The sequence below is a fragment of the Pseudomonas sp. LARHCG127 genome, assembly GCF_052871455.1.
This window is the reverse complement of record NZ_JBIXJT010000017.1, coordinates 78037-100378: the sequence shown is the minus strand read 5'-3', so window position 1 is coordinate 100378 and position 22342 is coordinate 78037. Positions and strand designations below refer to the sequence as shown.

Here is a 22342-nt window from a genome sequence, read left to right as displayed (position 1 = left end):
AATTCCCCGGACCGAGTGTGCGCGAACCTTGTGAGCGGCTATTGCTGAATACGACCTGTCGACAGCCCTGAACGACGCGCCAGGCAGTTCCCTAGAACGCCATCTCCATGGCATCCTGCCGGGCGAACCGGTGGATTTCCTGCTGGCCGAGCGTCGTCACCTGCAAGGCCCGCGAATCGTTGGGCAAGACCAGCCAACCTGACTGCATGAACAGTTGCAGCAACGCCGCCCCCAGCGCGCCCCCCAGGTGCGGACGACGCTCGCTCCAGTCCGGGCAGGGGCACGCGATACGGGCATTGCGATAAGCCAGGGCCTGGACGAACAAGCCCCGCTCGGCCAGTTGATTGGCACCCTTGTGCGTGACGATCACCCGTTGTTCGAACTGCTCGATCCATCCGGCGTCCAGCAGGCGCTGGTAGAGGTCGGCCGCCAGGGTTCCCCCCAGGTGGTCGTCGCACAGCCTGGCCCGCATCAACGAAGCAGGGGCCGACGGGGTCTTGGTCGGCATGACCCGGCGCTTGAAGACCTCCGGAATCTGCCGTGGCGTACTGACCAGGGTCGCGCTGGCCAGCGCTTCGACGGCGGCGCCGATTTCAGGCGCGGCCAGGCGGAAAAACCGCTTGCGACCCCGAGCTTCGACTTTCAACAGACCTCCCGCGGACAAGCGCCCCAGGTGCGCATTGGCCGAGGACGGCGACAATCCGGCGAGCAACGCCAGCTCCTCGGCCTGGCGGGCCGTGCCGTCCATCAAGGCCCACATCATTGCGCTGCGCTTGGGGTCAGCCAGCAGCGTGGCGATCTGGCTGATGCAAGGTGCATGTTCCATGTATTCACTCCCTGTTGAATCATTCGTCTACTGCTCTGGCGCAGGCGGTCGCTAGTATAAGCGCGGTGACCGCGCTTTCCTGTCCTCCGGAAACCTTTGGAGGCGATTGTTCATGAGGGAAAAGTCTCTATTTGCGTGCGACTAATGGCCCGCCCCCGCCGGGAGTGGAAATCGAGCCGTCAACTCACCGCAGCGGTCCCGGAGCATGTCCCGCAAAAGGTTGATGGGTTTGCTCAATTGCGCCCGGTGGGCACACAGCAGATTGAGGGGCGCACGCTCGCATTGCAGGTGCGGCAAGAGGATTTTCAAGCGCCCGGCCAGTACGTCGGTGGACACATCCAGCCACGATTTGTAGGCAATCCCGGCCCCCGCCACCGCCCAGCGGCGCACCACATCGGCGTCATCACTGAAGCGATCGCCGCTGACGGTGAGGCTCACCTCCCGTTTGCCGTCATGAAAAACCCATCGGTCATGGACCCGGCTGCCCAGCATGTACAACAGGCAGTTGTGCTGGGCCAGTTGCTCCAACTGATAAGGTTCACCCTGGCGCGCCAGATAGTCTGGCGACGCACACAGCACTCGACGGTTATCCGGGGCGACGGGCAAGGCCACCAGGCTTGAATCTTCCGGCTCGCCATAACGCAGGGCGATGTCCACCGGCTGCTTGAACAGGTCGGCCATGCGATCGCCCAGCAGCAGCCGCACCGTCAGCCCGGGATGCTCGCGCTGGAACCCATCCAGCCAGGGCAACAGCACGTTGCGCCCCAGGTCCGAGGGCGCGGACAACTGCAATACCCCGCTGACTTGGTCCTGGCCGCTGGTCAATAAGCGCCGGCCTTCGTCGAGACTGCTCAACGCGGCACGGGCGTATTCGAGAAACCCCTCGCCTTCAGCCGTCAGGCGCAGGCTGCGGGTGGAACGGGCCAACAGCCGCGCACCGAGGTGCTGCTCGATCCGTTTCAACGCGGCACTGGCCACCGCCGCCGACAGGTCCATGACCCTGGCTGCCGCCGAGAGACTGCCCAGGTCCGCCGCCCGGACAAACAATTGCAAGTCATCGAAGCGAAGCATGACGACTCCATTATCAAAATATTATTGAAAGAGCCTGTTGTTTTAGCCGGTTTTATCTCGGTGATAAATAGCTAAACATGGCCTTCATCGAAACTCACCTCACGGAGCCGCTTCATGAAAGCCATCGCCTACTACCATTCGTTGCCCATCACCGACCCGCAATCGCTCCAGGACATCGAGCTGCCGGAACCGGTCGCAGGTCCCCGGGACCTGCTGGTGGAGGTCAAGGCCATTTCGGTCAATCCGGTGGACACCAAGGTCCGCCAGAACGTCCAGCCCGAAAGTGGCGCCGCCAAGGTGCTGGGCTGGGACGTGGCCGGCGTGGTCAAGGCAGTCGGCAGCGAGGTCACGCTGTTCAAGGCCGGGGACATGGTGTTCTACGCCGGTTCCATCGCCCGGGCCGGTGGCAACAGCGAGCGGCATGTGGTGGATGAACGCATCGTCGGCCACATGCCCAAGACCCTTGGTTTCGCCGACGCCGCGGCGCTGCCGCTGACGGCCATCACCGCTTGGGAATTGTTGTTCGAGCGCCTGCGCATCCAGGAAGGCCAGGATGACCAGGGCCAGAGCCTGTTGATCGTCGGTGCGGCGGGAGGCGTGGGTTCGATCCTGACGCAACTGGCCCACCAACTCACCGGGTTGAAGGTGATTGGCACCGCGTCCCGTGCGCAAACCCAGGAATGGGTACGCAGCCTGGGTGCCGACCTGGTGATCGACCACAGCCGCCCCTTGAGCGAAGTGTTGAAAGAAGCGGGCCAGCCCCAGGTGACTCACGTCGCCAGCCTGACCCAGACCGACCAGCATCTGGACCAACTGGTCGAAGCCCTCGCGCCCCAGGGCAAGCTGGCGCTGATCGACGACCCCAAGGCGCTGGACGTGACCAAGCTCAAGCGCAAGAGCCTGTCGCTGCATTGGGAATTCATGTACACCCGCTCGCTGTTCGAAACGGCCGACATGCTTGAACAGCACAAGCTGCTCAACCGCGTGGCCGCCCTGATCGACGCCGGCACGCTGAAGAGCACGGTGGGCGAGCATTTCGGCACCATCAACGCCGAAAACCTGCGCCGGGCCCATGCCTTGCTGGAAAGCGGCCAGGCCAAGGGCAAGATTGTGCTCGAAGGCTTCTGACCGAACACGGCGGTCGCCCCGCTGACAATCCCGTGGCGAGGGAGCTTGCTCCCGCTGGGTTGCGTAGCGGCCCCTGGTTTTTGCGGTTGCTGCGCAACCGAGCGGGAGCAAGCCCCCTCGCCACAGTGATTGCCTCATTAGCCGGCGACTAACCGTCAGTCCGAGAATTGACCGTTGTCACAAATGCGATCGCATTCGGGTCTACACTCGAGGCCTTTGCAACGCAATCTTTTCGTGAGGAGGTCAGCAATGAAGATCCTGATAAAAGAAGTGGCAAAATCCCAATGGCAAGTGCGTCTTGACCAGCACGTCGTCACCTTCCGTACCGAGACCGAAGCTCAGGCTTTTGCCACGACCTTGCAGGCGCGGATCCACGCGCCCCATCGCTTCCCCGAACAACAGCAGCGCGCAGCCGGCTGAGTCAGCCTTCGCGACTGGCCTGGACCAGTGCCCGGGCGTTTTGCAGGCGACGAGTCAGCATCGCTGCGCTCACCACCAACAGCCCGCAAAGGCTAATGACCAGCGCCATTGGCACCGCGGTGCCGTCATGCAGCGCCGCCACCAACGCGGCTGCCCCGGCGGCCACGGAAAACTGCAGGCATCCCAGCATCGCCGAGGCACTGCCGGCCCGGGCGCCCTGCCCGTTCATGGCGCAGGCCGAGGCATTGGGAAGGATGCAACCCAGGCTGGCGATGCAGATAAACAGTGGGACCAGCAGCGGCCACAACTGCGCCGGCTGCAATGAACTGACCGCCAGCAGGCTCAGCCCCGCCCCCAGGTAGACCCATACCGCGCGGTTCAACAGGAACGCCGGGCCGCGCTTGGACAGCAACCGGGCGTTGACCTGGGCAACCAGGATGAAGCCCGCCGCGTTGGTGCCGAACAGCCAACCGAAATGTTCGGCCGGTACACCGTAGAGCTTGATGAAGACGAAAGGCGAACCGGCGATGTAGGCAAACATCCCAGCGATAGCGATGCCCCCCGTCAGCGCATGGCCGAGGTAGACGGCGTCGGTCAATAACCGGCCGTACTGGCGCAACGCTCCCGACAACGGTTGCCGAGGTACATCGTCCGGCAGGCTTTCCGGCAGCCACAAGGCCACCGCCGTCGACGCCAATGCGCTGAACACGGTCAGGGCAATGAAGATCGACTGCCAGCCATGCAGGTTCACCAGCAACCCACCCAGCATCGGCGCGAGAATCGGCGCCAGGCCCATCACCAGCATCAATTGCGAAAACACCTTCGCCGAGCCCACCGCGTCGCATTTGTCACTGACCACCGCTCGGGAAATCACCATCCCGGCGCAGCCGCCCAAGGCCTGGACGAAGCGAGCGCCAATCAGCCATTCGAGGTTCGGCGCATAGGCGCAGGCCAGGGACGCCAGGGTGAACAAGCCGACGCCCATCAGCAACGGAATGCGCCGTCCGAAGCGGTCCGCCACCGGTCCATAGGCCAGTTGCCCGATGGACAAGCCGAGGAAATAGGCCGCCAGGGTCAGCTGGATGTGTTTTTCGTCAGTACCGAAGGCCGTGGCCATCGCCGGAAAGGCGGGCAGGTAGAAATCGATCGCCAAGGGACCGAAAGCGCTCAAGGCGCCAAGAATTAGAATCGTACGGAGGTTCATCGGGCGTCCAGCTCAGGCGTCGTTCGACAGCCCGACAGTCTAGCCGTGCCGGGCGCACTTGAACATTCCGATAGGTCGCTAACGATTAAAAAAACTCAAGCCACACTGATCCCATATCCCTCTTCCTTGATGGCCGCGACCACGGCATCGGCCGGCAACGAACTCTGGACCTGGACGGTCTTGGTGCCCAGGTCGATGCGCACGTCAGCCGCCGGATCCTTGGCCTGGACCGCCTGGGTGATGGCCTTGACGCAGTGACCGCAGGACATGCCCTCGACATTAAAAATTTGCATGGGATGACTCCTTGGGATTGAGGTTGCCGCCAGTCTCAAGCTTGCCACGATGGAAAGGTCAAGTTCTGACAAAAACTGCCGGGCTGGCAATCGGCATCGCCCTCAGCCAAGCTGCACACATTAAGGATTTCACACCGGAGGTTCAGCCATGCGCTGGTCAGCGTTCAGCCTGTTTTGCATGCTCGGTCTTTCAGCGGTGGCCTCCCAGGCCTCGGCCGCCGGCGAAGACTATGGCGTGTTGATCATTTCCCGCGAGCGCCTGGAGGTGTCGACCAATTGCGAAATCGGCATCTATATCCAGGACCAACTCTCGGCCCGGCTGTTCCAGGAGCAAAGCACCTCGTTCAACCTGCCGCCGGGTCAATTCTCCTTGCGCCTGAAATTGCTGCCCGGACAAGCGCCGGGGTGCAACCCGGGCATGCTCGCGCCAGGGTCTCAGAACATCACCCTCAAGGCCGGTGACATCTTGAAGTTCCGCATCGCCATGAATGAACAAGGCATGTACCTCAAGCAGGCTGGGCTCGGTTACTGACACCCCCATCTTGTGGTTGCCAGCCCCTGTGGAGCTTTGTGGGAGCAAAGCTTGCTCGCGATCCAGGCGCTGCGGTCCCTCAAGAGACTGCGGTGCTTTCATCGCGGGCAAGCCTTGCTCCCACAGAGCCAACTCCCCAGATCAGGGATCGGCAACGCTGTTTTGGATTGGCGCTTGACCTTGCCAGCATGGCAAGGTTGATCCTGTAGTCATTCACTACAGGGAGCCTGCCCCATGCCCGAATCCACCACGTTCGATCTACCCATTGCCGGGATGACCTGTGCCAGTTGCGCCGGGCGGGTCGAGCGAGCCTTGAGCAAAGTCGCCGGTACCCGTGCTGTCAGCGTCAACCTGGCGACGGAACTGGCCCGAGTCGAGGCCCCCGAAGGCAGCCTGCCGGCCTTGAAGCAGGCCGTCGAACAGGCCGGCTATAGCGTTCCCGTGCAGACCCTGGAGTTGTACATCGAAGGGATGACCTGCGCCTCCTGTGTCGGTCGGGTCGAACGCGCCCTGGGCAAGGTCGATGGCGTGAACAACGTCAACGTCAATCTGGCCAACGAGCGGGCTCACCTCGAACTGCTCGGCCACGTGGATGCACAAACCCTGATCGATGCGGTCAAGCGTGCTGGCTACGACGCCACGGTCTGGCAGGCCGAGCAGGCCGCCGATACCCAGGGCAACCGCCTGAATCGTGAACGCCTGACGCTGGTGCTGGCGATCCTGCTATCCGTGCCGTTGGTGCTGCCCATGTTGCTGCAGCCGTTCGGCGTGCATTGGATGCTTCCGGCCTGGGTGCAGTTCGCCCTGGCAACGCCGGTGCAATTCATCTTTGGCGCGCGGTTCTACGTCGCCGCCTTCAAGGCCGTGCGGGCCGGTGCCGGGAACATGGACCTGCTGGTGGCCCTGGGTACCAGCGCCGGCTATGGCTTGAGCGTGTATGAATGGGCGATCGCCCGTCCCGGCAGCATGCCGCACCTGTATTTCGAGGCCTCGGCGGTGGTGATTGCCCTGGTGCTGCTCGGCAAATACCTGGAAAGCCGCGCCAAGCGCCAGACCGCCAGCGCCATCCGCGCCCTCGAAGCCTTGCGCCCGGAGCGGGCGATCCAGGTGATCGATGGCCAGGAGCGGGACGTTGCTATCAGCGCCCTGCGCTTGAATGACCGGGTGCTGGTCAAGCCCGGCGAACGCTTCCCGGTGGACGGTGAAGTGCTGGAAGGCCAGAGCCATGCCGACGAAGCGCTGATCAGCGGCGAAAGCCTGCCGGTGCCCAAGCAGCCCGGCGACAAAGTCACTGGTGGCGCTATCAATGGCGAAGGCCGGTTGCTGATCCGCACGCAAGCCTTGGGCGCCGAAACCGTTCTGGCGCGCATCATCCGCCTGGTGGAAGACGCCCAGGCCACCAAGGCGCCGATTCAGAAACTGGTGGATAAAGTCAGCCAGGTCTTCGTGCCGGTGGTGCTGGTGCTGGCCCTGGCGACATTGATCGGCTGGTGGCTGTACGGAGCCCCACTGGAAACCGCACTGATCAACGCCGTTGCGGTGCTGGTAATCGCCTGCCCCTGCGCCTTGGGCCTGGCGACCCCCACGGCGATCATGGCTGGCACCGGTGTGGCTGCGCGCCACGGGATTCTGATCAAGGACGCCGAGGCCTTGGAGCGCGCCCATGAAGTCACGACCGTGGTGTTCGACAAGACCGGCACCCTGACCTCCGGCACGCCCCGCATCGCCCACCTGACCGCCCTCGACGGCGACGAGGACGCGCTGCTGAAAATGGCCGGGGCGCTGCAACGCGGCAGCGAACATCCGCTGGCCAAAGCGGTACTGGATGCCTGCGCCGAGCGCGACCTGCACGTGCCGGATGTCAGCGACAGCCAGTCCCTGGCCGGACGCGGCATTGCCGGTAGCCTCGACGGGCGCCGCCTGGCCTTGGGCAATCGTCGCCTGCTTGAAGAACGGGGCCTGAACCCCGGTTCGCTGGCCGAATCCGCACAGGTTTGGGAAACCGAAGGGCGCACGTTGTCCTGGCTGATCGAACAAGGCGCAGTGCCGCGGGTGCTAGGCCTGTTTGCCTTCGGTGACACCCTCAAGCCTGGTGCCCTGGCAGCCGTACAGGCCTTGGATGAACAGCATATCGCCAGCCACCTGCTCACCGGCGACAACCAAGGCAGCGCCCGAGTAGTGGCCCAGGCGCTGGAGATTTCCAATGTCCACGCCGAGGTACTGCCGGCGGATAAATCCGCCATCGTCCAACAATTGAAGCGCCATTCGGTGGTGGCGATGGTGGGCGACGGCATCAACGACGCACCGGCCCTGGCCGCCGCCGACATTGGCATTGCCATGGGCGGCGGCACCGATGTGGCGATGCATGCCGCGGGTATCACCCTCATGCGCGGCGATCCGCGCCTGGTGCCGGCGGCGCTGGACATCAGCCGCAAGACCTACGCCAAGATCCGCCAGAACCTGTTCTGGGCGTTTATCTATAACCTGATCGGCATCCCCCTGGCGGCGTTCGGTTTTCTCAACCCGGTGCTGGCCGGCGCGGCCATGGCGCTGTCGAGCGTCAGCGTGGTGAGCAATGCGTTACTGTTGAAGTTCTGGACACCCAAGCCATTGGAGGACAAGCGATGAACATCGGCCAAGCGGCCCGACAGAGCGGCCTGAGCGCGAAGATGATCCGTTATTACGAATCCATCGGCCTGCTCAAGGCTGCACATCGTACCGACAGCGGTTACCGGATCTACGGCACCGATGACCTGCACACCCTGGCGTTCATCAAGCGCTCCCGCGACTTGGGATTTTCCCTGGAAGAGGTCGGCAAGCTGCTGACCCTCTGGCAAGACCGCCAACGCGCCAGCGCCGACGTCAAGGCCCTGGCCCGGCAACACATCGATGAGCTGAACCAGAAAATCCGCGAGTTGGCCGAACTGCGCGACACCCTGCAAGACCTGGTCGAACACTGCCACGGCGACCACCGGCCGGATTGTCCGATCCTCAAGGAACTGGCGTCGGGGTGCTGCAAAAGTTGATGCCACCGCTCCTATAATGAATCAGTGGTAGACATTGATCCTGCGACCACCCCGAATAACTGTGGGAGCGAGCCTGCTCGCGAAGACGGCGGCACATTCATCATCAATGCAAGCTGACCCACCGCTATCGCGAGCAGGCTCGCTCCCACAGAGGGTTAGCGGTGGGGCTGAGCTTTTTCCGGCCACAAAAAACCCGGCCATTGGCCGGGTTTTTGTTCAACCGATCATTGCATCCATGGCGGCGGTGGTTCTTCGGTCTTTCCGGGTGGTGCATCGTCGGCGGCGCGGACCGCCTGGCGGCGTTCTTCGTCCAGGCGTGCAGCCTCGATTTCACGCATGATCCCGCCGACATCCGCCAGTTCTTCCGGCTCGTCGAACTCGCCGGTCAGCACGCTGGCCGGGTGCAGGGTGCCGGCTTCGTACAGTGCCCACATTTCCTTCGCGTACTTGGTGCGCTTGAGCTCCGGGGCGAACCGGCCGAAGTAGGACGCCATATTGCCCACGTCCCGCTCCAACATGCTGAAGGCATGGTTGTTACCCGCGGCATCCACGGCTTGTGGCAGGTCGATGATCACCGGCCCCGTTGGCGTGAGCAGGACGTTGAACTCCGACAGGTCACCATGCACCAGACCGGTACACAGCATCAACACGATCTGGGAAATCAGATAGGCGTGATATTCACGGGCCTGGTCAGGCTCCAGCACCACATCGTTCAGACGCGGTGCCGCATCGCCATACTCGTCGGCCACCAGTTCCATCAGCAGCACGCCTTCGAGGAAGTCGTACGGCTTGGGCACACGCACACCAGCGCTCGCCAGGCGAAACAGGGCCGCCACTTCGGCGTTCTGCCAGGCGTCCTCGGTTTCCTTGCGCCCGAACTTCGAGCCCTTGGCCATGGCCCGGGCCTGACGGCTGTTGCGCACCTTGCGGCCTTCCTGATATTCGGCCGCCTGACGAAAACTTCGCTTGTTCGCCTCCTTGTAGACCTTCGCGCAACGTAGCTCGTTGCCGCAGCGCACCACATAAACAGCTGCTTCTTTACCACTCATGAGTGGGCGCAGCACCTCGTCGACCAGACCGTCCTCGATCAGGGGTTCAATGCGTTTTGGAGTCTTCATCAGCTTTTATTGTGGGTCCTTTATTACCAAACACGCGAATGACAGTCGTTATACGGCAATCCTTGCTCCACGGGGAGGGGTTGCCGACCTATGAACCGGTGATGCACACACTGTGCCGGATTATCGACCGCGCCAAATCATAGCCGAGACCGGACCTGGCGTTGGCAACTGAATGCCCAGGTATTTGCGACAAGAGCTGACAGCCTTGTCTACAGCCGCCGTAGGCCAGTGCGGCGACTCAATGCTTGAACAACTCCCCCGGGGTAAACCCGAACATCCCCTTGAACGCGGCAATGAACGCGGACGTTGAATCATACCCACAGGACAACGCGGCGCTGGTAACGCTGTCGCCTTTCTCCAACGAGCCCAGGGACGACAACAAACGCATGCGCTGACGCCAGGCCCGAAAGCTCAGGCCGGTCTCGCGCTGGAACAGGCGCATCAGGGTTTTTTCCGACGTGCCCAGACGCTCGGACCAAACATGCAAGGTGACGTTCTGTTCGGGCTGTTCGATCAATTCGTTGCACAGCGCCAGCAAGCGGGCATGTCGCGGCAGCGGCAGGGAAAATCCCACCTCCGGCAGCGTCGCCAACTGATCCAGCAGCACCTGCACCAGCCGTTCTTCCTGGGTATCACCCTGGGGATAATCGACCGGCAGCTGACAGAACACCTTGATCAGTTCACGGGCCAGCGGCGTGACCTCCAGCACCCGACAGCGCTCATCGGCCCAGGGGCAAGCGTGGCGATGGACGTACAGGCTGCGCATTTCCGCCCGGGTGGAGGTCACCACCTGGTGCTCCAGGTCCGCCGGAATCCAGATGCCCCGTTGTGGCGGGGCAAAAAAACTGCCGGCGGCGGTGTGTACGCCAAGAACCCCGCTAATGGCGTAGGAAAATTGCACCCAATCATGACGATGGGCTTGGGTCCAGGAACCGGCACTCAGGCTTTCGACACGGGCGTACAGCGGCCTCGGCAATTGCGCCAGGTCGGGGATATGGCGTTCCAGTTGCTGATGTCCGTTAGTCGGCATTGATTGGCCTTATGTCGCAAGACGACTGATGGTGACGACGTTAGGCTAAGTCGACTTTTCCTACAACTTGCGGTGCCCTATGCATATCGTCAGACACCTCAAACGCCTGGTGACCGACTGGTTCCTGTGCGGCATGTTGCTCGCCACGCTGTTGGCGTATTTCTTCCCGACCTTTGGCGCCACGGGCGGTGCCATGCATGCCGAATGGGTGGTCAACATCGGCATCTTCGTGGTGTTCTTCCTGCACGGGGTCAACCTGTCCGGCGAGCAGATCCGCCACGGCCTGAAGAACATCCGGCTGCATGCGATGGTGCAGGGCTTCACCTTTGGCGTGTTCCCATTGATCTGGCTACTCAGCAACTGGCTGCTGGGCAGCCATGTGCCGGCGCTGCTGATGCTGGGGTTCTTCTACCTCTGCGCCCTGCCCTCGACGATCTCTTCCTCGGTGGCCCTGACCGGCAGTGCGAAAGGTAACGTGCCAGCGGCGATTCTCAACGCGAGCCTGTCCAGCGTACTGGGGATTTTCCTGACACCGTTGCTGGTCAGTTTCGTCGTCGGCAGTGGCGCCGGGGGCATCGACCTGGGGTCAACCTTGCTCGACCTGTGCCTGATGTTGCTGCTGCCGCTGGTACTGGGGCAGTTCCTGCGGCGTTGGCTGGCCGGCTTTTTCGGACGATACAAACGCTACACCAGCATCATCGACAAGTTGGTCATCCTGTTGCTGGTCTACGCGGCGTTCTGCAATTCGATGGTGTCCGGCATCTGGCGCCAGCAAGGCAACGGCGTGTTGCTCAGCGCACTGGTGGGCAGTGCCGTGCTACTGGCAATCATCCTGTGGGCGACCACCCGTACCGCCCGCGCCCTGAAATTCAACAGCGCCGATGAAGTCGCCGCGGTGTTTTGCGCCAGCAAGAAATCCCTTGCCGCCGGGGTGCCGATGGCGGCGTTGATTTTCGGCAACCATCCGGGCCTGGGGCTGATTCTGCTGCCGATCATGATCTATCACCCGCTGCAGTTGATCGTCTGCTCGATCCTGGCCGAGCGCTACGCTAGCCAGCACAAGGCGCTGACATCCGGCCAGGACGGCGCCCTCGTCAACGCTCGATGATCGCCGTCACGCCCTGGCCGGCGGCGGCACAGATGGAGATCAACCCTCGACCTCGCCCGGCGGCGTCCAGCAACTTGGCGAGGTTGGCGACAATGCGCCCGCCCGTGGCGGCAAACGGATGCCCGGCGGCCAGGGAACTGCCCTTCACGTTCAGCCGGCTGCGGTCGATGGACCCCAGCGGCGCGTCGAGGCCCAGGCGGGTGTTGCAGTAGTCCGGGTCTTCCCAGGCCTTGAGCGTGCACAGCACTTGGGCGGCGAACGCTTCGTGGATTTCGTAGTAATCGAAGTCTTGCAAGGTCAGGCCGTTGCGCGCCAACAATCGCGGCACGGCGTAGACCGGGGCCATCAGCAGCCCTTCGGCACCGTTGACGAAATCCACCGCCGCCGTTTCACCGTCACGCAGGTACGCCAGGATCGGCAGGCCCCGGGCCTTGGCCCATTCTTCGCTGCCCAGCAGCACCAACGACGCACCGTCGGTCAGTGGCGTGGAGTTGCCGGCAGTCATCGTGCCCTTGGCGCTTTTTTCGAAGGCCGGCTTGAGGGACGCGAGTTTTTCCAGGGTCAGGTCCGGGCGCAGGTTGTTGTCTCGGGTCAGGCCGAGAAACGGCGTCATCAAGTCGTTCTGCCAACCTTCGGCGTAGGACGCGGCCATCTTCTGATGGCTCTCCAGGGCCAACTGGTCTTGCGCCTCCCGAGGGATCTGCCAGGTCTGGGCCATCAATTCACAGTGCTCGCCCATGCTCAGGCCAGTGCGCGGTTCGTTGATGCGCGGCAGATCCGGCATCAGGTGTTGGGGGCGCAATTGCAGGAAAGTCTTGATTTTCTCGGCGGTGGTCTTGGCGCGATTGGCTTGCAGCAGGATCCTGCGCAACCCCTCGTTGACGGCGATCGGCGCGTCCGATGTGGTGTCTACGCCGCCGGCAATACCGCTGTCGATCTGGCCCAGGGCGATCTTGTTGGCCACCAGCAGCACCGTCTCCAGCCCCGTACCGCAGGCCTGCTGCACGTCATAGGCCGGCGTCATTGGTGACAACCGCGAACCGAGCACGCATTCGCGGGTCAGGTTCATATCCCGGGAGTGCTTGAGCACCGCACCGGCCGCCACTTCGCCGATGTGCAAGCCATGCAGGTTGTAGCGTTCGATCAGCCCCTCGAGGGCAGCCGTCAACATCGCCTTGTTGCTGGCGGTGGCATAGAGCCCGTTGGAGCGGGCGAAGGGAATGCGGTTACCGCCGATGATCGCGACGCGACGTAGTTGTGTCATGAAAGAACTCCCTGTGTAGGTCTGAATGCACTCGCTGAAACAACCGAACGTCTGTGGGAGCGAGCTTGCTCGCGATGAACGATGACGCGCTATCCCTGAAAAATTGCGGCACCTGCATCGCGAGCAAGCTCGCTTCCACAGGTATCCGGTGCCTTGGACAAGACGCTCCGGCACAAGCTTAGGCTTTATCTCACCGATCGAACGACTGATTGCCAATCATGGTCCACACTTGGAACCTCATCAGCCGGAGTGTGTTCCATGTCTGACCGTTATATCGACTTCGCCAATTCGCCCATCGGCCGGCGCATGGTCGGGTCCCTCGGCCTGCCCTCGCCGGTACGCCTGGAACGCTGGCAGGCTGGGCGGCTGCGGCCGATCGAAGGCGCGCTGCTGCTGGGCGGTGGGCCGTTGACCGAACAGATCGGCACCTTTGCCAAGCGCCTGACCGACAGCATTTTCATCTACGGCGGCGAACCGACCCTGGCCACGGAATGGATCCCCGGCCACGGCCCGAAAATCAAGGCGGTGGTGTACGACGCCAGCCATTTGGTCCAGGCCGACCAGCTCAAGCAGCTGCGGGAATTTTTCCAGCCGCTGATGAAAAACCTCGACCACAGCGCCCATGTCGTCATCCTCGGGCGTGCGCCGGAAAGTCTTGGCGACCCGTTCGCCGCCAGTGCCCAGCGGGCGTTGGAGGGTTTCAGCCGGTCCCTGGCCAAAGAGCTGCGCCACGGCGGGACGCTGCAATTGCTGTACGTCGGCGACGGTGCCGAAACCCAGCTGGAAGGTGCGCTGCGGTTTTTCCTGTCGCCCAAAAGCGCCTTCATTTCCGGGCAGGTCATTCGTCTTAACACCTGCGACAACCAAGTCCAGGACTGGACCCGGCCGCTCACGGGGCTCAAGGCGCTGGTCACTGGCGCAGCCCGCGGGATCGGCGCCGCCATCGCCGAAACCCTGGCCCGCGATGGCGCCGACGTGATCCTGCTGGACGTCCCCCAGGCCAAGACCGACCTCGACGCCCTGGCGGCACGCTTGAGCGGGCGCAGCGTCACGCTGGATATCTGCGCCGAGGATGCCGCCACCCAGTTGATCGAGCACTTGCCCGACGGCGTCGACATCGTGGTGCACAACGCCGGCATCACCCGGGACAAGACCCTCGCCAACATGACCCCGGAATTCTGGGACGCCGTGCTGGCCGTCAACCTCAACGCCCCGCAAGTACTGACCAAGGCCCTGCTCGACAGCGGCACCCTGCGCGACAATGGCCGGGTGGTTCTGCTGGCGTCCATCAGCGGCATTGCCGGCAACCGGGGGCAGACCAATTATGCGGCGAGCAAGGCCGGGCTGATCGGACTGGCCCAGGCGTGGGCACCGCAGTTGCAGACACGCGGGATCAGCATCAATGCCGTGGCGCCGGGCTTCATTGAAACCCGCATGACCGCCGAGATCCCCTTCGCCTTGCGCGAGGCCGGACGGCGCATGAGTTCCCTTGGCCAGGGCGGTTTGCCCCAGGACGTCGCCGAAGCCGTGGCCTGGCTCGCACAACCGGGCACCGGCGCCGTGACCGGGCAGGCCTTGCGGGTGTGCGGTCAAAGCCTATTGGGAGCGTGACCATGACGATCCAATGGCATGACGTCAGCAGCCCGCCATCCATGTCCGGGCTTTATTCGAAAGCGGCGACACGGCGCAAAGTCACCGGAACAACCTTGCCCGAGGAAGGGTTGCGCCAAGTGCTCCAGGTCGACCCGCAACGGCTGGCGGCTTATCGCAAGGTTTGCGGTTTCGTCGATAACGGACTGCTGCCGCCGACCTATCCCCACGTCTTGGCGTTCGCCCTGCAAATGCAATTGCTCACAGGGCGGGACTTTCCCTTTCCGTTGTTGGGGCTGATCCACTTGAGCAACCGCATTCGTGTATTGCGGCCCATGGGCGGGGTCGGCCAGGTGCGGACCAGCGTCCATGTCGAGAACCTGCAAGCCCACGCCAAGGGCGCAGCCTTCGACCTGATGACCCGCCTCGATGATCAATTGGGGCCGCTGTGGGAGGCCCGGAGCCAGATGCTGTGCAAAGGCGTCCAGCTTGACGGCGCACTCGTGGACGACTCGCCCGAGGCCAGCTTGCCCTTGATTGAAGTCGCGCGTTGGGCCGCACCGGCTGACATCGGTCGGCAGTACGCCAAGGTCTCCGGCGACTACAACCCGATCCACCTGAGTGGTATTAGCGCTCGGCTGTTCGGCTTCCCCACCGCCATCGCCCATGGTCTGTGGAACAAGGCCAGGACCCTGGCGGCGCTGGATGACCACCTGGCCGAGGCCAACATCGAGATTGACGTGACCTTCAAAAAACCAGTGCGCCTGCCCAGCGAAGTGACCCTGCTGGCCAGCGCGGCGGGCTCCAGTGGGCAACTGCAACTGGTGGGCGCCGGGGCGCTGGAGCATATGGTGGGAGCGTGGCGGCCGGTGGCCTGAGCACCATGAGGGTCTCCACACCCATCCACTGTGGGAGCGAGCCTGCTCGCGATAGCGGTGGGTCAGCTTGCACCCAAGTTGGATGTGCCGCCGTCATCGCGAGCAGGCTCGCTCCCACAGTTATTCCGGGGTGTTCACAGAGCGGGTGTCCGCCATAAAATCCTTGTGGGAGCGAGCTTGCTCGCGATGGCGGTGGGTCAGCTTGCATCCATCTTGAATCACCCCACTCAGCGCGGCGGGTAGTTGGACAGGATCCGCCCGACCGTCTCGCGCACAGCCGTGTTGCGGTCGGTCGGGTTGGGGGAGTTGCTGAGCAATTGCTCATCACTGCCACGCCACACCAGCTTGCCGTCCTTGCCATCGAGCAGGTCGATCTGCACGGTGGCGACCTTGTAGCTGATGTTGCGGGTTTCGTTGTACATCGGCCCGCCCCAATACCCGTTCCAAGGGCCGCCCCAACCGCCGCCATAGTTGGTCGTGACCTGCTGCTGGCGGTCCTCGACAATCAAATAGGCCTGGACCAGCACATCGCCGCGCCCACCTGCCGCGGCCGGGCGCAGGCCTCGCTGGTCGAGTTGATCGGCCACCGCCTGGCGGATCCGCTGTTCGGTCAGGTCGCTCTTGATTCGGGGGTCATCAGGACGATATTGCAGCGCCGGGTCTTTCCAGCTCCAACTGCGATACGCCGCGAAATCACGGCTGGTGTCGAAGTCATGATTGACCTGGTTAGAAGCACAGGCCCCCAGCAGCAAGGTGAAGGCCAGTAGAGCAAGACGGCGAAACATGGTTTTTCTCCGTTGCGTAATCAACTTGGCGGATACGCCGACAGGGCTTTTTCCACCGCTTCACGAATGGCATCGGTGCGCTCGGTCTGGCTGCCCCGCTGGCCAGTCTCGGCGCTGGCGCTCCACACCGGCTGACCGGTGCGGGCATCGAACAGGTCCACCCGAACCACCACGACTTGTTCCTGATACGTGCGCACCATCGGCATCGGACGGTACACGCCATAACCCGGACCGTAGCGGTCGTAACGGTTGTAGCCTCCGTAGTACCCCGCATCATAGTCGTCCCGAACCTGACGCACGCGGGTTTCCAGGCGCAGGTCGGCGCTGACGAACAGGTCGGCGGGGCGGTTGTCATGCAGTGGCCGCAGGCCTCGCTGGTCGAGGGCATTGCTCACCGCTTCGGCCACTTGGGCCGAATCCGCCCAGGCAGTGCCCGGTGGCAAACGCCCGTCACGCCAGGCCCAACTGCGATAGCGCCCGTAATCACGGGGCGGCGCCGGATAGGCGCTACGGTCCAATACCGTGGCGGCCTCGGGCGGCGCCGGCGGCAGCGGGTTGGAAGTGGCGACATAGGGGTTGCTGCCCTGGCAGGCCACCAGCCCCAGGCACAGCACCAACAACCCTGAACGACCTTTCATTTCGCGCTCCGATTGCACGTTCAGATCAGAGAGGACGACATACCCAGTGCAGATAACGCCCCAACCCGGCAAACGCCGGATGACGACGGTGGGCCAGTTCCATTTCCAGCAACTGCGCTAGCTCCACCCGCCCCTGGAATTCTACGGGCATGTAGTCATGGAAAACCCGCACGCCACTCTGGCTTTCGACCTGCCACAGGCCTTCAAGTTGCGCCGCCAATTCGCGCGGATCAAGGGGTTGTTGTGGTGTCAGGCTCTGTTTTTCGCCGGCCATGTCGTTTTTGCGCAACTTGCGAAAATGCCCCTTGAGCAGGTTGCGATAGACCAACGCGTCGCGGTTGTAGAACGCCAGGGACAACCAACCGCCCGGGACCGTGAGTTGGTGCAACACCGGCAGGATCGCGTGGGGCTCGGCCAGCCACTCCAGCACCGCGTGACACAGCACCAGGTCGTAAGGCTCGGTCAACTGGCCGAGCAGGTCCTGCCACGGTGCCTGGATAAACGTGGCCTGCTGGCCGGCCTCGGCAAAGCGTTGGCGGGCACCTTCGAGCATGGGTTCGGCCGGCTCGGCCAGGGTCACCTGGTGGCCGCGCTCGGCCAGCCACAACGACATGTGGCCCAGGCCGGCGCCGATGTCCAGCACGCGCAACGGGCGTTGCGGCAAGGTTTCCAGCAGGTCGGCCTGAAGCACTGCCAGGCGGATCGCGCCCTTGGCCCCGCCGTAGATTTTCTCCGCGAAACGCGTGGCGAGCTGATCGAAATGACGGTCGCTCATTGGCCGAACCGCCGTTCGCTGTCCGCCAGCTTGCTGCGCACCACGGCGTCCATGTCCAGGCCCAGCTCGCTGCACAGCAGCAACAGGTACAACACGATGTCACCGACTTCCTGCCCGGCGTGGGCCAGTTTGTCCGCCGGCAACTGGCGGGACTGGTCCTCGGTCAGCCACTGGAAAATCTCCACCAACTCGGCCATTTCCACGCTGGCGGCCATGGCGAGGTTTTTCGGGCTGTGAAATTGCCGCCAATCGTTACGGTCGCGAATGGCATGCAGGCGTTCGGTCAGTTCAACAAGGTTCATCGGGTTCTCCTGAATGCGCATAGCTTCAGGGGGATGACTGGGGAAGGCAAGAGTCCTCGGTACGAAGCGGCGGTTTGCCCCATAATCGAACCAACTCGGCCGCCACAGTTCCTACAATCAGGAGCCAACGGCTCAACGCAGATTCCCTCCCATCAGGATGCACATATGCAGGCAGAAAGCTTTTTCGAATGGCTCGGCCAAGCGCTCGGTTCGGTGATCCGGTTCATCGTCGACCTGCTCAGCGGCCTCTTCAACACCCTGGCCAACGCCGGCGGTAACTTCGTCGACGGGCTGTCACGCACCCTGGGCATGGACACTTCGATCATCAGCATCATCGCCCTGATCCTCGGGCTGATGCTGCTGTACTCGGCCATTCGCGCATTTATGCGGGCCTCGATCGTCATGGGCATCATCTGGCTGGTGCTGGGGTTGTGGTTGTTGAGCTGGATCATTCACTAAAGCCTCCAGCGTCCCCTCGCCACAATGAATCCAAGTTCCGCAGGGAACGAGCAGGCAAGAACCCGCTACAATCGCGCTCCATCAAGGAGCCCGCATGCCCAACCTGATCACCGACTGGCGCGACCGCCTCACCCATCGCCGGGTCTGGGCGTTGGCTGCGCCGATGATTCTCTCGAACATTTCCGTGCCGCTGGTGGCGCTGGTGGACAGCACGGTCATCGGCCACTTGCCCCATGCCCATCAGTTGGGCGCGGTGGCGGTCGGGGCGAGTTTGTATACGGTGCTGGCGTGGGCCATGGGTTTCTTGCGCATGGGCACCACCGGGTTCGCCGCACAGGCCGCCGGGCGTGGCGACGGCGCGGCGTTGCGGCAAGTATTGCTGCAAGGCCTGCTGTTGGCGATGGGGTTGGCGGTGCTGCTCGGTGCCGTCGGCGTGCCGTTGAGCAACGTGGCCTTGCACTTCATGCAGCCGTCCGCTGAGCTCAACCAGTTGACCCGCGACTTCTTCCATACCCGGCTCTTCGGCTTGCCGGCGGCGCTGGCCAGCTATGCGCTGGTGGGCTGGTTCCTTGGCGCCCAGAATGCCCGGGCGCCGTTGGCGATCCTGCTGGTGACCAACCTGGTCAACATCGCCCTGAACCTGTGGTTCGTGATCGGCCTGGACTGGGGCGTGACCGGCTCGGCCCGGGCCTCGGTGATTGCCGAGTGGACCGGTGCGCTGGTTGGCCTGGCCCTGGCTCGCAAGACCCTGCGGGCCTGGCCCGGACAAATCGCCTGGGCAGCCCTGGGCGTGTGGCAGAACTGGCGTCCGCTGCTGGCGGTGAACCGGGACATTTTCATTCGCAGCCTGGCCCTGCAAGCGGTGTTTTTCCTGATCACGGTGCAAGGCGCGCGCCTGGGGGACGCGACCGTGGCGGCCAATGCCCTGTTGCTCAATGGCCTGCTGCTGACCGCCCATGCCCTGGACGGCCTCGCCCACGCCGTGGAGGCGCTGTGCGGCCATGCCATTGGCGCTCGCGACCGCCTCGCCCTGCGTCGCTCGCTGGTGGTAGCCGGCGGTTGGTCGCTGATTGCCAGCCTTGGCTTTGCCCTGCTGTTCCTGCTCGCCGGCCACGTGTTCATCGACATGCAGACCGACATCCCCGAGGTGCGCGCCACCGCTTATGGCTACCTGCCCTACCTGGCGACCTTGCCGCTGATCGCGGTCTGGAGCTACCTGCTCGACGGCCTATTCATCGGTGCCACCCGCGCCCGGGAAATGCGCAACGGCATGGTCTTGACCCTGCTGCTGGTGGCGCCAATCGCCTGGATGCTGCTGGGGTTGGGCAACCACGGACTGTGGATCACCTTCCTGCTGTTCATGGCCTTGCGCAGCCTGACCCTCGGTGCGTTCGCCTGGCACTTGCAGCGACACGACCGTTGGCTCGGCGCGCCGACGCAATAACCCTCAACCCTGACGGCCCTGCCAGCGTCGCCGCAGGTGATCGAGCCGCTCGCGCTGCGAACCACCCTCCGGCCCCGGCAAGAGTCGGGCATTGGGGTATTGCAGCCGCAGCCAGAGCCAGTCGTCGAGCACCGTCCGCTCGGTAAAACCCAGCGCCAGCCCCTGCTGCACATCATCCCAGAGCCGGCGGTAATCACAGCCGGTGGAAAGGGACCATTGCCACGCGTGACGCTCCAGCAGGCAGCGCTGCAACTGGCCCTGCTGTCGGTCGCTGAGGCCGTGCTCCTTCTCCAGCGCCGCCACCGGCAATCCGGGGTTGGACAGTTGCTGCCAGCCCTGACTGCCGATCGCCCGGTCGGCCCATGTGCCGCCGAACCAGCGCAACAGGCTGATCGGACCCAGCCAGCAACTGAGTTCATGGGAGTCGCAACCGTCGAAGAAATAGCTGGCGGTGTGCGAGTTGTAGTAATTCAACAAGGCTTTGTGATGCAGGCCCAGCGTCACCGTCAGCATGCGGCGCAGATGCGCCAGTAATTGCACCGCAGGCTGTGGACAGGCCAACAACAGCCCTGGCCAGGCGCGCGGGGCCAGGTGGCAAAGACTCGTCAACGCTGGCGATTGGCGCAGATCCACCAACAGCGGGCCGTGGTCGCGAAGCCCATGCAACTCGGTGCCTTCGAACAGGGCAAAGCGCTGGGCGTCGGCGAACTGCGCGTGAACACGCTGCACCGCCTCAGGCGCACTCGGTGCGTCCAGCAACAACCACTGCGGCGTCGATCCAGGCACGGCCACGGCGCTCATCGAGCAACGCCCGAGCCGCGGCCCATGAGCATGCGGCAGGTGCACAGGGGTTGGGTGCAAGGGTTGAAAGGCCCGCCTTCGGGCAACAGGCACAACAAGACCAGCGGCTCGGCCTCCCGCATCGCCGACAACAGCACCGGATCGACCCCAGATGGCCCAAGTGTTTCGCCCGAGAATGACTCATCCGCGCCCTCTACCAAGGCAGGCTCGCTCAGAAATGCACTGATCAACGGCCGATCCGGATCGCCTTCGATAAAGCTCACCAGCACCTCGGTACCGTCACCCATCGCGTCCACCCCGCCAGCAGCCAGCTCGGGCGCCAAAGGCAACCAGCAATGGCTGGGACTGGAACCTTCGCCCTGATAGACCCAGTCGAACTCCACCGCCACGCGCCCTGCCCCGAGCATTGGAGGTTCGTCAACCGCCACGACCCAACCGCGTTGCCGGCTTGCCATGCGGGGCTTGGCCGGGACGTTGTCCGGCATGAACAGCACGCCCCGGGGAATGGCCTTGAAATGATTGCCATACACGCCCGCCTGGGCGCGATGCTCGACCTTGGTCAACAGCCAGCGCCGGTTCCAGTTGGCAAACGGATGGGCCATCAGCGTCAGTATCTGGCCGGCGTGCAGGTTCGTCAGGTCGCTACGACCCTGGGCGACTTGCTGCCCCGCCACAGCGGTTTGCACGCTGAAGGTCCGCACCGCGGCAGTCGGCCCCTCGTCCGCATAGACCGCCTGGCCGGCAGGGGGAAAACTGTGCGGGTTGTCCGCGAACACCACGCAATGCCCGTCGCGGGCGTGTTCGAAATGAAAGTGGATACCCGCTTGGGCGCACACGCGCTGGAGGAACTGCAGGTCCGATTCCCGATACTGGGTACAAAAATCCTGCGGTGGGTAATCGCCACTCAGGTCCAGGCACAGGCTGCGCCCGCTGATGCCATGGGCCTTGAGCACCTGGCGAATGATCTGCGGCACCGAGCGGGCGCTGAACACTCGCTGGTTGAAGCGCTGAGCCAGACAGGCCAGCCTGGGGCTGATACGCACCCGGCAGCCGGCGCCATGGGAGTGCTGGACCCACTCATGGATCTGCCCATGAATGCCTCGGTCTGGCGCTCCGAAACTCAACCAGACGCTGCGGTACAGCAGGCCCGTCAAGTCCAGGCTCGGGTCGAGCGACGGCAGCTCCGCTTCATAGACGAAGGGTTCGCTGATCGCTTCACTGCCCGTAAAAGCGACCACGTCAACGGGCTCGGGCAGACCGGCTATCTCCAGACGAAAAGCTGGCTCGCAGGCTGGATCGGACATCGGCGTTTCTCTACAGGAAGGGCGGCCGGGGATTCTCGCCGACCGCCATGGCCGCGTAGAGGGGCCAAGTACAAGTTAGGAAAGGGACTACATGAAATAAGGACATCGCCGATTAAATGAACCGGTGTGAAGAAATAACCGTGGCATAAACAAAAATGTCCTCCGGGACTGTCCGAAAAAAACCGCAATGTACGGTGTTTTTTCTGACAGCCCCGGCGGGCAGTGTCGATCAGCCAAGCGTTGGATCTGATGCAATCCTGTGGCGGGGGGGGGGGGGGGCGCGGGGGGGGGGGGGCGGCCCCCCGGGGGGGGGTTGGGGGGGGCCCCCGCGGCGGGACCCGCCACC

General features: G+C 63.5%; 23 protein-coding genes. 10 read left to right on the top strand and 13 right to left on the bottom strand.

Annotated features, from left to right (window positions below; genetic code table 11):
- Positions 1–91: 91 nt before the first annotated feature.
- Both ACIPQ1_RS24610 and ACIPQ1_RS24605 read right to left on the bottom strand, forming a co-directional pair.
- The gene (locus ACIPQ1_RS24610; RefSeq protein WP_446534944.1) at positions 92–826 is read right to left on the bottom strand and encodes an ArsR/SmtB family transcription factor; all 735 of its coding nucleotides are present in this window, start codon (positions 824–826) and stop codon (positions 92–94) included.
- Between the two features lie 141 nt (positions 827–967).
- Positions 968–1897 carry a LysR family transcriptional regulator gene (locus tag ACIPQ1_RS24605; RefSeq protein WP_446534943.1) on the bottom strand — a complete coding sequence of 310 codons (930 nt, stop codon included), beginning with the start codon at positions 1895–1897 and terminating at the stop codon, positions 968–970.
- Positions 1898–2011: 114 nt separating this feature from the next.
- On the opposite strand from ACIPQ1_RS24605, the gene ACIPQ1_RS24600 reads away from it, so the two are divergent.
- Both ACIPQ1_RS24600 and ACIPQ1_RS24595 read left to right on the top strand, forming a co-directional pair.
- Positions 2012–3025, top strand: a complete 1014-nt coding sequence (locus ACIPQ1_RS24600; protein ID WP_411386411.1) for a zinc-binding alcohol dehydrogenase family protein — start codon at positions 2012–2014, stop codon at positions 3023–3025.
- Positions 3026–3274: 249 nt separating this feature from the next.
- Positions 3275–3445 carry a hypothetical protein gene (locus tag ACIPQ1_RS24595; protein WP_250964920.1) on the top strand — a complete coding sequence of 57 codons (171 nt, stop codon included), beginning with the start codon at positions 3275–3277 and terminating at the stop codon, positions 3443–3445.
- 1 nt (position 3446) lies between these two features.
- Here the strand turns inward: ACIPQ1_RS24595 and ACIPQ1_RS24590 are convergent, their stop codons facing one another.
- Both ACIPQ1_RS24590 and ACIPQ1_RS24585 read right to left on the bottom strand, forming a co-directional pair.
- Complete coding sequence (locus ACIPQ1_RS24590; protein WP_411386410.1) at positions 3447–4649, bottom strand: multidrug effflux MFS transporter; 1203 nt, start codon at positions 4647–4649, stop codon at positions 3447–3449.
- A gap of 95 nt (positions 4650–4744) precedes the next feature.
- Positions 4745–4942, bottom strand: coding sequence for a heavy-metal-associated domain-containing protein (locus tag ACIPQ1_RS24585; protein WP_250964918.1), 198 nt, complete (start codon positions 4940–4942; stop codon positions 4745–4747).
- A 148-nt stretch (positions 4943–5090) separates the two neighbouring features.
- Here ACIPQ1_RS24585 and ACIPQ1_RS24580 point away from each other — a divergent pair, with 148 nt between their 5' ends.
- The 3 genes from ACIPQ1_RS24580 (at position 5091) to cueR (ending at position 8500) form a co-directional block, all read left to right on the top strand.
- The gene (locus ACIPQ1_RS24580; protein ID WP_446534942.1) at positions 5091–5474 is read left to right on the top strand and encodes a hypothetical protein; all 384 of its coding nucleotides are present in this window, start codon (positions 5091–5093) and stop codon (positions 5472–5474) included.
- A gap of 234 nt (positions 5475–5708) precedes the next feature.
- Positions 5709–8102 carry a heavy metal translocating P-type ATPase gene (locus tag ACIPQ1_RS24575; protein ID WP_446534941.1) on the top strand — a complete coding sequence of 798 codons (2394 nt, stop codon included), beginning with the start codon at positions 5709–5711 and terminating at the stop codon, positions 8100–8102.
- Positions 8099–8500 carry a Cu(I)-responsive transcriptional regulator gene (gene cueR / locus ACIPQ1_RS24570; RefSeq protein ID WP_446534940.1) on the top strand — a complete coding sequence of 134 codons (402 nt, stop codon included), beginning with the start codon at positions 8099–8101 and terminating at the stop codon, positions 8498–8500. Before ACIPQ1_RS24575 ends, cueR begins: the two co-directional genes overlap by 4 nt.
- Before the next feature lie 224 nt (positions 8501–8724).
- Here the strand turns inward: cueR and ACIPQ1_RS24565 are convergent, their stop codons facing one another.
- Both ACIPQ1_RS24565 and ACIPQ1_RS24560 read right to left on the bottom strand, forming a co-directional pair.
- Positions 8725–9618 carry a PA4780 family RIO1-like protein kinase gene (locus tag ACIPQ1_RS24565; protein ID WP_014336406.1) on the bottom strand — a complete coding sequence of 298 codons (894 nt, stop codon included), beginning with the start codon at positions 9616–9618 and terminating at the stop codon, positions 8725–8727.
- Positions 9619–9856: 238 nt separating this feature from the next.
- Entirely contained in the window at positions 9857–10648 is a 792-nt protein-coding gene (locus ACIPQ1_RS24560) for an AraC family transcriptional regulator (protein ID WP_411386406.1), read from the bottom strand.
- A gap of 79 nt (positions 10649–10727) precedes the next feature.
- Here ACIPQ1_RS24560 and ACIPQ1_RS24555 point away from each other — a divergent pair, with 79 nt between their 5' ends.
- Complete coding sequence (locus ACIPQ1_RS24555) at positions 10728–11756, top strand: bile acid:sodium symporter family protein (protein WP_446534939.1); 1029 nt, start codon at positions 10728–10730, stop codon at positions 11754–11756.
- Here the strand turns inward: ACIPQ1_RS24555 and ACIPQ1_RS24550 are convergent.
- Entirely contained in the window at positions 11743–13020 is a 1278-nt protein-coding gene (locus ACIPQ1_RS24550) for an acetyl-CoA C-acetyltransferase (protein WP_411386404.1), read from the bottom strand. The genes ACIPQ1_RS24555 and ACIPQ1_RS24550 overlap by 14 nt on opposite strands.
- A 258-nt stretch (positions 13021–13278) precedes the next feature.
- On the opposite strand from ACIPQ1_RS24550, the gene ACIPQ1_RS24545 reads away from it, so the two are divergent.
- Positions 13279–14631, top strand: a complete 1353-nt coding sequence (locus tag ACIPQ1_RS24545; RefSeq protein WP_446534938.1) for a 3-oxoacyl-ACP reductase — start codon at positions 13279–13281, stop codon at positions 14629–14631.
- 2 nt (positions 14632–14633) lie between these two features.
- Positions 14634–15488 carry a MaoC family dehydratase gene (locus ACIPQ1_RS24540; RefSeq protein ID WP_446534937.1) on the top strand — a complete coding sequence of 285 codons (855 nt, stop codon included), beginning with the start codon at positions 14634–14636 and terminating at the stop codon, positions 15486–15488.
- Between the two features lie 227 nt (positions 15489–15715).
- On the opposite strand, the gene ACIPQ1_RS24535 is transcribed toward ACIPQ1_RS24540, so the two are convergent.
- The 4 genes from ACIPQ1_RS24535 to ACIPQ1_RS24520 are packed head-to-tail and all read right to left on the bottom strand — an operon-like array spanning position 15716 to position 17988.
- Positions 15716–16273 carry a DUF4136 domain-containing protein gene (locus ACIPQ1_RS24535; protein WP_186707916.1) on the bottom strand — a complete coding sequence of 186 codons (558 nt, stop codon included), beginning with the start codon at positions 16271–16273 and terminating at the stop codon, positions 15716–15718.
- Between the two features lie 20 nt (positions 16274–16293).
- Positions 16294–16911 (bottom strand): DUF4136 domain-containing protein, encoded by a 618-nt coding sequence (locus ACIPQ1_RS24530; RefSeq protein ID WP_250964119.1) that lies wholly within the window; start codon positions 16909–16911, stop codon positions 16294–16296.
- Between the two features lie 25 nt (positions 16912–16936).
- Positions 16937–17686 carry a methyltransferase gene (locus ACIPQ1_RS24525; protein WP_446534936.1) on the bottom strand — a complete coding sequence of 250 codons (750 nt, stop codon included), beginning with the start codon at positions 17684–17686 and terminating at the stop codon, positions 16937–16939.
- Complete coding sequence (locus tag ACIPQ1_RS24520; protein ID WP_003186192.1) at positions 17683–17988, bottom strand: MazG-like family protein; 306 nt, start codon at positions 17986–17988, stop codon at positions 17683–17685. The genes ACIPQ1_RS24525 and ACIPQ1_RS24520 overlap by 4 nt, the downstream gene beginning before the upstream one ends.
- Before the next feature lie 165 nt (positions 17989–18153).
- Between ACIPQ1_RS24520 and ACIPQ1_RS24515 the strand changes: the two genes are divergently transcribed.
- On the top strand, positions 18154–18447 hold the full coding sequence (locus tag ACIPQ1_RS24515) for a hypothetical protein (protein WP_018607618.1): 294 nt from the start codon (positions 18154–18156) through the stop codon (positions 18445–18447).
- Between the two features lie 94 nt (positions 18448–18541).
- Positions 18542–19891 carry an MATE family efflux transporter gene (locus tag ACIPQ1_RS24510; protein ID WP_446534935.1) on the top strand — a complete coding sequence of 450 codons (1350 nt, stop codon included), beginning with the start codon at positions 18542–18544 and terminating at the stop codon, positions 19889–19891.
- 3 nt (positions 19892–19894) lie between these two features.
- Here the strand turns inward: ACIPQ1_RS24510 and ACIPQ1_RS24505 are convergent, their stop codons facing one another.
- Entirely contained in the window at positions 19895–20692 is a 798-nt protein-coding gene (locus tag ACIPQ1_RS24505; RefSeq protein ID WP_250964114.1) for a DUF4123 domain-containing protein, read from the bottom strand.
- A complete protein-coding gene (locus ACIPQ1_RS24500; protein WP_250964113.1) occupies positions 20689–21996 on the bottom strand; it encodes a type VI secretion system Vgr family protein in 1308 nt (435 codons plus the stop codon). Before ACIPQ1_RS24500 ends, ACIPQ1_RS24505 begins: the two co-directional genes overlap by 4 nt.
- Positions 21997–22342 lie beyond the last annotated feature (346 nt).